Source organism: Streptomyces pathocidini, from assembly GCF_001418495.1.
Lineage (GTDB): Bacteria > Actinomycetota > Actinomycetes > Streptomycetales > Streptomycetaceae > Streptomyces > Streptomyces pathocidini.
Genome location: NZ_LIQY01000298.1, coordinates 1 through 11,703, shown reverse-complemented (window position 1 = coordinate 11,703; position 11,703 = coordinate 1). Strand labels below are relative to the sequence as shown.

The window sequence follows — 11,703 nt, the reverse complement described above, 5'->3', positions numbered from 1 at the left end:
CGGTCGAAGTCCAGCTCCACGCCGTCGAGTTCGAAGAGCCGCTGGTACTGCTTGACGAGCGCGTTGCGCGGCTCGACCAGGATCTGCAGCAGCGCCTCGCGGTCGAGGTTGTGGACCGAGGTGATGACCGGGAGGCGGCCGATGAACTCCGGGATCATCCCGAACTTCACCAGGTCCTCCGGCATGACCTCCTGGAACTGGTCGCTGGCCTCGATCTCGCGCTTGGAGCGGATGGTCGCGCCGAAGCCGATGCCCTTGGCGCCCGCCCGGGACTCGATGATCTTCTCCAGGCCCGCGAACGCGCCGCCCACAATGAACAGCACGTTGGTGGTGTCGATCTGGATGAACTCCTGGTGCGGATGCTTGCGCCCGCCCTGGGGAGGCACGGAGGCGGTGGTGCCCTCCAGGATCTTCAGCAGCGCCTGCTGGACGCCCTCGCCGGAGACATCGCGGGTGATCGACGGGTTCTCGCTCTTTCGCGCGACCTTGTCGATCTCGTCGATGTAGATGATGCCGGTCTCGGCCTTCTTGACGTCGTAGTCGGCGGCCTGGATCAGCTTCAGCAGGATGTTCTCGACGTCCTCGCCGACGTAGCCCGCCTCGGTCAGCGCCGTGGCGTCGGCGATGGCGAACGGGACGTTGAGCATCCGGGCCAGCGTCTGGGCCAGCAGCGTCTTGCCGGAGCCGGTGGGGCCGAGCAGCAGGATGTTGGACTTCGCCAACTCGATGCCGTCGTCGCGGTTGTGCTGGCCGTTCTCGCCGGCCTGCACGCGCTTGTAGTGGTTGTAGACCGCGACCGACAGGGCCTTCTTCGCGGCCTCCTGGCCGACGACGTAGCCCTCGAGGAACTCGTAGATCTCGCGCGGCTTGGGGAGTTCCTCCCACCGCACCTCGGAGGTCTCGGCGAGTTCCTCCTCGATGATCTCGTTGCAGAGATCGATGCACTCATCGCAGATGTACACCCCGGGGCCTGCGATGAGCTTCTTCACCTGCTTCTGGCTCTTGCCGCAGAACGAGCACTTGAGCAGGTCGCCGCCGTCACCGATGCGTGCCACGAGGTGCTTCCCCTTCGCCTGGGATCTGCAACGCTTGCGCAGACCCGGGTGCTTGCCTATCGACGGTACCTTGCCGGGCCCCCCGTGCGGGCCCCCCTTGGACCGGTTCACTTGACCGTGACCGGTCCAAGGGAAGGACCAAGCCCTGCGTCAGCCGGCCAGACCGACAGTCGTCTTGCGGGTCGACACGATCTGGTCCACCAGACCGTACGCGAGCGACTCCTCGGCCGTGAGGATCTTGTCACGCTCGATGTCGTCGCGGATCTTCTCGATGGGCTGGGTGGAGTGCTTGGCCAGCATCTCCTCCAGCTGCGAGCGCATCCGCAGGATCTCGTTGGCGGCGATCTCCAGGTCGGAGACCTGGCCGCGGCCGGTCTCGCTGTACGGCTGGTGGATCAGGATACGGGCGTTGGGCAGCGCCATCCGCTTGCCGGGGGTGCCGGCGGCCAGCAGGATGGCCGCGGCGGAGGCCGCCTGGCCCATGCAGACCGTCTGGATGTCGGGCTTCACGAACTGCATCGTGTCGTAGATCGCCGTCAGCGCGGTGAACGAGCCGCCGGGCGAGTTGATGTAGATCGAGATGTCCCGGTCCGGGTCCATCGACTCCAGGCACAGCAGCTGCGCCATGACGTCGTTGGCGGAGGCGTCGTCGATCTGCACACCGAGGAAGATCACGCGCTCCTCGAAGAGCTTCGCGTACGGGTCGTACTCGCGCACGCCCTGCGAGGTGCGCTCGACAAAGCGCGGAATAACGTAGCGGGACTCGGCGACCGGGCCCTGGTAGAGGCCGCTGCCGGGGAAGTTGTTCATCTGGTCCTTCACCATCCTGGTGGCGATCGGTGGTCTTGGGGTCGGCAGTACGAGGCCTGCGATCGGGGCTCAGGCCCCGGTGCCACCGCCGCCCGGCATGCCCGTGGCCGTGTCCATGACCGCGTCGACCAGGCCGTACGCCTTGGCCTCCTCGGCGGAGAACCAGCGGTCGCGGTCGGAGTCGTGGGTGATCTGCTCGACGGTCTGACCGGTGTGGAACGCGGTCAGGTCCGCCATCTTCTTCTTGGTGCGCAGCAGCTGCTCGGCGTGGATCTTGATGTCCGACGCGGAACCCGCCAGGCCCGCGGAGGGCTGGTGGATGAGGATCTCGGCGTTGGGCAGCGCGAAGCGCTTGCCGCGGGTGCCGGCGCTCAGCAGGAACTGGCCCATGGAGGCGGCGAGGCCCATGGCGATGGTGACCACGTCGTTCTTGATGTACTGCATGGTGTCGTAGATCGCCATGCCGGCCGTGATCGAGCCGCCCGGGGAGTTGATGTAGAGGTAGATGTCCTTGTCCGGGTCCGCGGCAAGGAGCAGCAGCTGCGCCGTGATCTTGTTGGCGATCTCGTCGTCGACGGGCTGGCCGAGGAAGATGATCCGCTCGTTGAGCAGCCGGTTGTAGACCTGGTCGCCGTGGGTACCGAAAGTCGGCTCGCTCGCGGCGGAAGGCATCAGATTCGTCACGTATCCACCTGCTCGTTGTGTGACGGCTGCGCGCCGTCAGCGTCTTCGTCCGGACCTGGGGCCCCCGATGGGGACTCCCCTGCCCTCATACCTACGGACCCTAACGCGCTGGTCGGCGGCGGCCATCCCGGTTGGTGAACTGTTCGCTGTGAGCGCAGGGGGATGGCGCGGAGCTGCCACGACGGGCCCGGAACGCGCCGTGCGCGTCCGGGCCCGTCGTCAGGCGTTCGGGCCGGTTCCGGCCGCTCGGAGGTCAGGCCTCCGGCTTGTCCCCGGTGGACTCCGCGGCGGGGGCCTCCGCCGACTCGGCCTCGACCGTCTCGGCGGTTTCGTCCTCGTCGTCCAGGTCCACGACCTCGCCGTTGGTGTCCTTGACCGTGGCGGCCTCGACGACCACCGCGAGGGCCTTGCCGCGGGCGACCTCGCCGACGAGCATCGGCACCTGGCCGCCCTCGACGACGGCCTGGGCGAACTGGTCGGGGCTCATGCCGGAGGACTGCGCACGGCGCATCAGGTGCTCAGTGAGCTCCTCCTGGCCGACCGACAGCTGCTCCTTGTTGACCAGCTCGTCGAGGATGAACTGGGTCTTGATGCCCTTCTCGGCCTGCTGCTTCAGCTCGGCGTCGAACTCCTCGGCGGTCTTCTCCTGGATCTTGAGGTACGAATCCAGGGTCAGGCCCATCTGACCGAGCTGGTGGTTCTCCAGGTTGTGCTTGCGGGTGCGGACCTCGTCCTCAAGGAGCTTCTCGGGGATCGGGACCTCGACCAGCTCGATGAGTGCGTCGAGCACCTTCTCCTGGGCCTGGGTGGCCTGCTCGTACTTCTTGCCCTCCTCCAGGCGCCGGCGGCTGTCCGCCTTCAGCTCCTCGAGGGTGTCGAACTCGCTCGCCAGCTGGGCGAACTCGTCGTCCAGCTCGGGCAGCTCACGGGCCTGGACGGCGGTGACGTCGACCTTGACCTCGGCCTCGCGGCCCGCGGCGGAGCCGCCCTTGAGCTCGGAGGTGAAGGTGGCGGAACCACCGGCCTCCAGGCCGGTGACGGCCTCGTCGATGCCGTCGAGGAGCTCGCCGGAGCCGATGGTGTAGCTGACGCCCTGGGCGACGCCGTCCTCCAGGACCTCGCCGTCGACCTTGGCCTCGAGGTCGATCGTCAGCACGTCGCCCTCGGCGGCGGCGCGCTCGACCGGGGCGGTGGAGGCGAAGCGCTCGCGGAGCTGCTCGACGGACTTCTCGACGTCCTCGTCGGACACCTCGACCGCGTCGACCTCGACCTCGATGCCGGAGTAGTCCGGGATCTCGAGGGTCGGGCGGACGTCGACCTCGGCCGTGAAGGCGAGGAGCTCGTTGTCCTTGAGCTCGGTGATGTCGACCTCGGGCTGGCCCAGCGGGTTGAGCTCACCCTCGCTGACGGCCTCGCTGTAGAACTTCGGCAGCGCGTCGTTGACGGCCTCCTCGAGGACCGCACCGCGGCCGAAGCGCTGGTCGATGACGCGCGCAGGGATCTTGCCCTTGCGGAAGCCCGGCACCGTGACCTGCTGGTTGATCTTCTTGTACGCCGCGTCGAGGCTGGGCTTGAGCTCCTCGAAGGGCACCTCGACAGTGAGCCGAACCCGGGTCGGGTTCAGGGTCTCCACGGCGCTCTTCACGGTTCGGTCTCCTTGGGGCTGACTTCTCGGGGGTACTGCTGCCGAATCCCAGCGGTCTGCTGGATCTCGGCGGGTCGGCCCGGTCAGAGAGACACACGGGCACGCAGCTTGCATAGTAACCGCAAGCGGGACGGGCCCCATAACGTGATCATGATGGTCGGGGTGGCCGGATTCGAACCGACGACCTTCCGCTCCCAAAGCGGACGCGCTACCAAGCTGCGCCACACCCCGCAGGTGCGACACGTAGGGTACATGCCCGGCCGGGCGGCGGCTGCCGCAATACGGAGTGTGCGCCGAGGCGCCGGGACCCGCTACGATGCAGTCCGTGCCGCGTTCTTGGAGATCGTCGGCGCGCGCGGGCGTAGCTCAATGGTAGAGCCCCAGTCTTCCAAACTGGCTACGCGGGTTCGATTCCCGTCGCCCGCTCCACCGCCTCCGGCTCGGTCGAGCCGGAGGCTTTTTGCTTTCTCGCTTTTGCTTTCTTCTCCGCCCGGCCCCTCGGCCCGACTCCTCAGCAGCCCGACTCCTCGGCCCAGCCCCTCGGCCCGGCTTCCCGGTCGGACCCGCCGGCTTCCCGAACGGAAGCCGGTCCGGCCGCTCAGAAGCTGATCTGGCTGATCGTCTCGGATATCGAGTTGAGGAAGCGGTTGATCGACGGCGCGATGTCCGTCGAGGCGAGGAAGAAGCCGAAGAGCGCGGCCACGACGGCCGGGCCCGCCTTGATCGAGCCTCCGCGGATCATGACCACCAAGACGATCAACAACAGCACCACGACGGACAGCGATATGGCCACACGGATCACACCCTCGGTCGGAAACGCCTCACCGGCCCTGGGGGAACATGCCCCGCACGCCCCCGCTTCGACCATCGTGCCACCAACCTGCCCTGGATCGCCCCCCGATGACGCTTCGTCGGTGCGCGGAACGCGTCACACCCGAGTCCCGGAACGGTCGTCTCCCCTTCGGGACCCACGAGGCCATTTGACCCTTTTAAGGGATATCAATCCTGACAATTCAGGCACTTGACGGCATGGCCTCTGATGGTTTTACGGATGGCGGGGGCGGCGCTATCGTGCCTCAGATGTTTCACGCTGCCCTGACCCCCGCATGCGCAGTGCGGTCCAGGATCGTCTCCCCCAGTTCGTGGTGGGAGGGCCTGTGACGCATTCACTGAGCCCGCACGGCTATCAGCGGACTCCGCTCCCCCCGGCCCGGGAGTCGGCGGGGCCGCCCACCACCCCGGCGGCGGGGAACGGCCCCTCGGCCGACCACCGGGGCGCCCCCGGCGCGAAGGGCGGCCCCGGCGCGAAGGGCGGGCGGCCGAAGCAGCGCGACGCGTTCTTCGACAACGCCAAGTACCTGGCCATCGTGCTGGTCGCGATGGGCCACTCCTGGGAACCGCTCACCGACGACAGCCGCGCCGCCGAGGCGCTCTACATGGTCGTCTACTCGTTCCACATGCCGGCGTTCATCATCATCTCCGGCTACTTCTCCCGCAGTTTCGACATGCGGCCCGACCGGCTCAGGCGCCTGATCACCGGAATCGCCGTGCCGTACGTCCTGTTCGAGGTCGCGTACACCTTCTTCAAGCGGTGGGCGGACGACGACCCGGGGCAGCCCTTCAGCCTGCTGGACCCGTGGTACCTGACCTGGTTCCTGGTCGCCCTGTTCGTGTGGCGGCTGTCCACCCCGCTGTGGAAGGTGGTCCGCTGGCCGCTGCCGCTCGCGCTGGCGGTCGCCGCGCTGGCGTCGGTCTCGCCCGACATCGGTGACGACCTCGACCTCCAGCGGGTTCTGCAGTTCCTGCCCTTCTTCGTGATCGGCCTGATCATGAAGCCCGAGCACTTCCAGCTGATGCGCCGCCGCGAGGTGCGGATCCTGTCGGTGCCGATCCTCGCGGTCGCGCTGGCCGTCGCGTACTGGGCGGCGCCGCGGATGTCGTCGGCGTGGTTCTACCACCGCGACAGCGCGCAGGAGCTGACCGCCCCGTGGTGGTCGGGACCGATCATGACCTTCGCGCTGTTCGGCTGCTCGATGGTGCTGGTGGCCTGCTTCTTCGCCTGGGTGCCGCGCCGCCACATGTGGTTCACGGTGCTGGGCGCCGGGACGCTGTACGGCTACCTGCTGCACGGCTTCCTCGCCAAGGGCTCGCGCTTCTGGGGCTGGTTCGAGGACTACGCGTGGCTGCACACCCCGCTCGGCGCGATCGTCGTCACCCTGATCGCCGGAACCGTGGTGACGGTGCTGTGCACCCCGCCCGTCCAGCGGATGTTCCGGTTCGCGATGGAGCCGAGGATGGAGTGGGCCTTCAAGCGGGACGCGGCCGAGATCGCCCGCAACCGCGCGAAGGCGGCCAAGTCGGCCTGAGCACACGGCCGTACGGGATGGTGAGGCCCCGGAGCGCTCGGCGCTGCTCCGGGGCCTTCCCCATGTCCCCATGCCTCAGGCCGGGGTGTACGGCTGTCTCAAGGCCGGGGTGTACGGGTGCCTCATGCCGGGGCGTACGGGTGCCCCGGGGTCCGCGGGCTAGTCGCGGCAGAGCAGCAGCAGCGCCCGGTCGTCGTTGACGTCCCGCGCGACCGCCTCGATCAGGTGCCAGGCCGCGCCGTGGAAGCCGGAGGCGATGTAGCGGTCGGCGGCGCCGGTCAGCCGGTCCATGCCCTCGGTCAGCTCGCGCTCGGCGGACTCGACCAGCCCGTCGGTGAAGAGCATCAGCACGTCGCCGGAGTTCAACGTGCCCTTGGTCGGGTCGAATTCGGCCCCGTCGTACACGCCCAGCAGCGGGCCCTCGGCGGCCTTCTCCTCCCAGCGGCCGGTGCCCGCGTTGAGCTGGAGCGCGGGCAGGTGGCCCGCGGAGAGCAGCTCGTAGTCGCCGGTGTCCAGGTCGAGTACGAGGTGGACCGAGGTGGCGAAGCCCTCGTCCCAGTCCTGGCGGAGCAGATAGCCGTTGGCGGCGCGCAGGAACTCGTGCGGCGGCAGCGAGCCGAGCAGCCCGCCGAAGGCACCGGAGAGCAGCAGGGCGCGGGAGCCGGCGTCCATGCCCTTGCCGGAGACGTCGGTGAGGACGACCTCCAGGGTGCGCCCGCCGTTCGTACGGGCCGCGACGACGAAGTCGCCCGAGAAGGACTGGCCGCCGGCCGGGCGCAGCGCCATCTCGCGGTGCCAGCCCTTGGGCAGCGCGGGCAGCTTGCTCTGGACGCGGATGCGCTCGCGCAGGTCGAACAGCATGGTGCCGCCGCGCCGCCACGGCACGCCGACCCGGCTGCGGAACTGGGCGATGGCCAGGCCCACGAAGCCGATCACACCGACGAGCAGGATCGTGCCGGGCGTCACGCGCGAGGGGCCCTGGCTGTACGGGCCGAGGGCGGCAGCCTCGACGATCAGGCCCACGGCCGAACCGCCGTACAGCAGGAGCAGGCTCGCGGGGCGCAGCAGCAGCCCGCCCAGGACGATCGGCAGGACGAGGGTGGCGGGCGGGCACCAGTCGGGCACCGCGATCGTTCCGGCCACGATGGCGGGGACGGCGAGGAGCAGGGCGGCCAGCGCGGCCCAGTCGGTGGCGTCGCCGCGGAAGTGGTCGACCCCGGCGCGGCGCAGGCCGATGCGGACCCGGTGCGACCTCCTGCGCATCCGGGCCGTCAGGGTCTCTGCTCCCGCGACGCGTGCCATTGCTCCGGGACCCTATCCACCCTTCCTGTGGCTTTGCAGGGGCACCCCGGGCGTTGCGCCGAATCGGCCGCGGGCCGCGGCGGTTTCCGGCCGCCCGGGGTGGGCGGAATCACGCTCGCCGGGGCGGGCGGCCGCTGGTGGGGACGGGTTCACGGCGCCGCGGGGGCTATGGCCGGTTCGGATACGGCGTCACCCGCCGCGGTTGTACGCGGAGGTGGACGCGGCCCGGGTCACCCTGTCCGTGCCGGAGGGTACGGATGGCGTACGGCTTCCGGGAGTCGGGGCTGCCGTTCGGAGGGTTCAGGCTCCCAGGCGAGGGGTTCAGGCTCCCGGGCGCTGACAGGTGGCGCACCAGAAGAGGTTGCGGGCGGCGAGGGTGGCGGTGCGGACCTCGTCGCCGCACACGTGGCAGGGCTGCCGCGCCCGCCGGTAGACGTAGACCTCGCCGCCGTGGTCGTCCACGCGCGGTGGGCGGCCCATGGCCTCGGGGGTGTGCTCGGGGCGCACGGTGTCGATGCGGTTGGTGCGCACGCCCTCCCGCATCAGCTCCCTCAAGTCGCCCCAGATGGCGTCCCATTGGGCCCGGGGCGTCTCGCGGCCCGGCCGATAGGGGTCGATGCCGTGGCGGAAGAGGACCTCTGCGCGGTAGACGTTGCCGACGCCCGAGACGACCTTCTGGTCCATCAGCAGCGCCGCGAGCGAAGTACGACTGCGGCTGATCCGGGACCAGGCCGCCGAACCGTCGCCGGCCGGGCGCAGCGGGTCCTCTCCCAGTCGGTCGTGTATCGCGGCCTTCTCGCCGTCGGTGATCAGCGCGCAGGTCGTCGGGCCGCGCAGGTCCGCGTACGCCTCGGGGGTGGTCAGCCGGAGGCGGACCGCGCCGACGGGTGCGGGCGCGGGGCCCTCGCCGAAGCGGAAGGTGCCGTAGAGGCCGAGGTGGACGTGGACCCAGCCGGGGGGCCCGAAGCCGAGGAAGAGGTGCTTGCCGTGGGCGTCGGTCGCGGTGAGCTCGGCGCCGTCCAGCAGTGCGGCGCCGTCCGCGAACTTCCCCTGCGGGCTGACGGTTTGCACGGACCGGCCGCCGAACCTCGCGAAGTGGTCGGCGGCCAGCCGGTGGATCGTGTGCCCTTCGGGCATCCGGCGCTCAGCCCTCCTGCTGGGGGTGGTGGGCCGGGACGGGCGGCAGTTCGCCGGTGTTCTCGTACGCGGTGAGCATGGCGATGCGGCGGGAGTGCCGCTCCTCGCCGGAGTACGGGGTGTTCAGGAAGACCTCGACGAACTTCACTGCCTCGTCCTGGGTGTGCATCCGCCCGCCGACGCTGATGACGTTGGCGTCGTTGTGCTCGCGTCCGAGGGCCGCGGTCTGCTCGCTCCAGGCCAGCACGGCCCGTACGCCCTTGACCTTGTTGGCCGCGATCTGCTCGCCGTTGCCGGAGCCGCCGATGACGATGCCGAAGCTGCCGGGGTCGGCGGCGGTGCGCTCGGCCGCGCGGAGGCAGAAGGGCGGGTAGTCGTCCTGGGCGTCGTAGAGGTGCGGGCCGCAGTCGACGGGCTCGTGGCCGTGGGCCCGCAGCCATTCGACGAGGTGGTTCTTGAGTTCGAAGCCGGCGTGGTCGGAGCCGAGGTAGACGCGCATGGGGGGAAGTGTGGCACGGCCTCGGGCGGGTGGCCGCCTGCGGGTGGTGTGTGTCACATGCGAAGGCGCGCTCGAATGCAACGATCCGGATTCAAAGGTTTTCCTTGAGCTTCTCCTGGGTTTCACTGGCGAGGCTCGTAACCCGAGAGACTCCGAGACCGCCCCCAGGGCTCGGAGCCAGCCAAGACAGCTAGCCAAGACAGCTGAAGGATCGTTGCCATGAGCGCGCACCCCACGGCCACCCGGCCGACCGCGGATCCGGGAACTCCGGACTCCGGCGGCCAGAACCCCGACGGGCTCAAGCCGGGCCTGAAGAACCGCCACCTCTCCATGATCGCCATCGGTGGTGTCATCGGCGCCGGCCTCTTCGTGGGCTCGGCCTCCGGCATCGCCACCGCCGGCCCGGGCATCCTGCTGTCCTACGCGCTGGTCGGCCTGATGGTCGTCTTCGTGATGCGGATGCTGGGCGAGATGGCCGCCGCCAACCCCGCCTCCGGCTCCTTCTCCGAGTACGCGGACCGGGCGCTGGGCCGCTGGGCCGGGTTCTCCATCGGCTGGCTGTACTGGTTCTTCTGGGTCGTGGTGCTGGCGGTCGAGGCGACCGCGGGCGCGGTCATCCTGGAAGGCTGGGTTCCGGCGGTGCCGCAGTGGGCCTGGGCGCTGATCGTGATGGTCGTGCTGACGGCGACGAACCTGGTGTCCGTCAGCTCGTACGGCGAGTTCGAGTTCTGGTTCGCGGGCATCAAGGTCGTGGCGATCGCCGCGTTCATCGTGCTCGGCGGGCTGGCCGTGTTCGGCGTGCTGCCGGGCTCGGAGAGCGAGTCCGCGGGGCTGGCCAACCTCACCTCGCACGGCGGGTTCCTGCCCAACGGGGCGGGCGCGATCCTCACCGGTGTGCTGATGGTCGTCTTCTCCTTCATGGGCAGCGAGATCGTCACGCTGGCCGCCGGTGAGTCGGAGAACCCGCGCCGGGCGGTCACGAAGGCCACCAACAGCGTGATCTGGCGGATCGGTGTCTTCTACCTGGGCTCGATCTTCGTCGTCGTGACGCTGCTGCCGTGGGACTCCAAGGCGATCGCCGAGCACGGCAGTTACGTGGCCGCGCTGGACTCGATCGGCATTCCGCACGCGGGCCAGGTCATGAACGTGATCGTGCTGACGGCCGTGCTGTCCTGCCTCAACTCGGGCCTCTACACCGCCTCCCGGATGGCGTTCTCGCTCGGCAAGCGCGGGGACGCGCCGAAGGCGTTCGCGCGCACCAACGCCAAGGGCGTGCCGCAGGCGGCGATCCTGGGGTCGGTCGTCTTCGGGTTCGTCGCGGTGTTCTTCAACTACCAGTGGCCGGACACCGTCTTCGAGTTCCTGCTGAACTCCTCCGGCGCGGTCGCGCTCTTCGTCTGGCTGGTCATCTGCTTCACGCAGCTGCGGATGCGCGGGATCATCCTGCGCGAGGCGCCGGAGAAGCTGATCGTGCGGATGTGGCTGTTCCCGTATCTGACGTGGGCGACGATCGCGATGATCTCGTTCGTGCTGGTGTACATGCTCACCGACGACGCCGGGCGCCAGCAGGTCGTGCTGTCCCTGCTGGTCGCGGCGGTCGTCGTCGCCATCGCCCTGGTCCGCGACCGGATGGGCGCCGGCCGTAGGCCCTGAGCCACGCAGCAGTTACGGGCCGGGGCCCGCACCCACGTCAACTGGGTGCGGGCCCCGGCCCGTTGTGCCGCCCGGTCGGCGTGGCCTGACCGCACCAGGGCCGGGTCCGGCACCGCCGGACCCGGTCCCCCGCTCCTCACCACCGCGAGAGAAAACCCGCCGCGACGGCGGGCAACCCCCACGGCGGGGTTCGGCGGTCTCGAACGGGCCGCAGCCCGTTCAAGACCGCCCGCGCGGCCGCCGGCTAGCCGCGCTTGTTCGCGAGTTTCCAGGCGGTGGGCAGGGCCGCCATGGCGAGGGCGGCCTTGAGGGCGTCGCCGATGAGGAAGGGGACCAGGCCCGCGGCGAGGGCCTGGGGAGCGGAGAGGTCCGCGGCCACGGCCAGGTACGGGACGCCCACCGCGTAGATCACCGCGGAGCCCAGCGCCATCGTGCCCGCGGTCCGCAGGGCGCCGCGGTCGCCGCCGCGCCGGGCGAGGGCGCCGACGACGGTGGCGGCAAGCAGCATGCCCAGCACGTAGCCGAAGGAGGGGGCGACGGCCGCGGCCGTGC

General features: G+C 69.8%; 11 protein-coding genes and 2 tRNA genes. 3 read left to right on the top strand and 10 right to left on the bottom strand.

Features of this window, described 5'->3' with window-relative positions; all coding sequences use genetic code 11:
- The 5 genes from clpX to AOK16_RS15440 all read right to left on the bottom strand — a co-directional run.
- The coding region (clpX, locus tag AOK16_RS15460) for an ATP-dependent Clp protease ATP-binding subunit ClpX (protein ID WP_055472824.1) at nucleotides 1-1,055 on the bottom strand (1,055 nt) is incomplete at its 3' end.
- Between the two features lie 150 nt (nucleotides 1,056-1,205).
- Complete coding sequence (locus AOK16_RS15455; RefSeq protein ID WP_055472827.1) at nucleotides 1,206-1,865, bottom strand: ATP-dependent Clp protease proteolytic subunit; 660 nt, start codon at nucleotides 1,863-1,865, stop codon at nucleotides 1,206-1,208.
- A gap of 69 nt (nucleotides 1,866-1,934) precedes the next feature.
- Nucleotides 1,935-2,537 carry an ATP-dependent Clp protease proteolytic subunit gene (locus AOK16_RS15450; protein ID WP_055472826.1) on the bottom strand — a complete coding sequence of 201 codons (603 nt, stop codon included), beginning with the start codon at nucleotides 2,535-2,537 and terminating at the stop codon, nucleotides 1,935-1,937.
- A gap of 265 nt (nucleotides 2,538-2,802) precedes the next feature.
- Nucleotides 2,803-4,194 (bottom strand): trigger factor, encoded by a 1,392-nt coding sequence (gene tig, locus AOK16_RS15445; RefSeq protein WP_055472823.1) that lies wholly within the window; start codon nucleotides 4,192-4,194, stop codon nucleotides 2,803-2,805.
- 154 nt (nucleotides 4,195-4,348) lie between these two features.
- Nucleotides 4,349-4,425, bottom strand: a tRNA-Pro gene (locus AOK16_RS15440).
- A gap of 124 nt (nucleotides 4,426-4,549) precedes the next feature.
- On the opposite strand from AOK16_RS15440, the gene AOK16_RS15435 reads away from it, so the two are divergent.
- Nucleotides 4,550-4,623: transfer RNA gene (locus tag AOK16_RS15435), tRNA-Gly, on the top strand.
- 169 nt (nucleotides 4,624-4,792) lie between these two features.
- On the opposite strand, the gene AOK16_RS15430 is transcribed toward AOK16_RS15435, so the two are convergent.
- Nucleotides 4,793-4,987 (bottom strand): hypothetical protein, encoded by a 195-nt coding sequence (locus AOK16_RS15430; RefSeq protein WP_055472825.1) that lies wholly within the window; start codon nucleotides 4,985-4,987, stop codon nucleotides 4,793-4,795.
- A 364-nt stretch (nucleotides 4,988-5,351) separates the two neighbouring features.
- On the opposite strand from AOK16_RS15430, the gene AOK16_RS15425 reads away from it, so the two are divergent.
- A complete protein-coding gene (locus tag AOK16_RS15425) occupies nucleotides 5,352-6,560 on the top strand; it encodes an acyltransferase family protein (RefSeq protein WP_055472822.1) in 1,209 nt (402 codons plus the stop codon).
- A 159-nt stretch (nucleotides 6,561-6,719) separates the two neighbouring features.
- On the opposite strand, the gene AOK16_RS15420 is transcribed toward AOK16_RS15425, so the two are convergent.
- From AOK16_RS15420 to AOK16_RS15410, 3 genes are all read right to left on the bottom strand, one after another.
- The gene (locus AOK16_RS15420) at nucleotides 6,720-7,862 is read right to left on the bottom strand and encodes a PP2C family protein-serine/threonine phosphatase (RefSeq protein WP_055472821.1); all 1,143 of its coding nucleotides are present in this window, start codon (nucleotides 7,860-7,862) and stop codon (nucleotides 6,720-6,722) included.
- A 321-nt stretch (nucleotides 7,863-8,183) separates the two neighbouring features.
- The gene (locus AOK16_RS15415; RefSeq protein ID WP_055472820.1) at nucleotides 8,184-8,999 is read right to left on the bottom strand and encodes an Fpg/Nei family DNA glycosylase; all 816 of its coding nucleotides are present in this window, start codon (nucleotides 8,997-8,999) and stop codon (nucleotides 8,184-8,186) included.
- Nucleotides 9,000-9,006: 7 nt separating this feature from the next.
- Nucleotides 9,007-9,498 carry a ribose-5-phosphate isomerase gene (locus AOK16_RS15410; protein ID WP_055472819.1) on the bottom strand — a complete coding sequence of 164 codons (492 nt, stop codon included), beginning with the start codon at nucleotides 9,496-9,498 and terminating at the stop codon, nucleotides 9,007-9,009.
- A gap of 219 nt (nucleotides 9,499-9,717) precedes the next feature.
- Here AOK16_RS15410 and AOK16_RS15405 point away from each other — a divergent pair, with 219 nt between their 5' ends.
- Complete coding sequence (locus tag AOK16_RS15405; protein ID WP_055472818.1) at nucleotides 9,718-11,151, top strand: amino acid permease; 1,434 nt, start codon at nucleotides 9,718-9,720, stop codon at nucleotides 11,149-11,151.
- Nucleotides 11,152-11,395: 244 nt separating this feature from the next.
- Here AOK16_RS15405 and AOK16_RS15400 read toward each other — a convergent pair.
- Nucleotides 11,396-11,703 (bottom strand): biotin transporter BioY (locus AOK16_RS15400; RefSeq protein WP_169790899.1); only part of this gene is annotated, 308 nt, incomplete at its 5' end.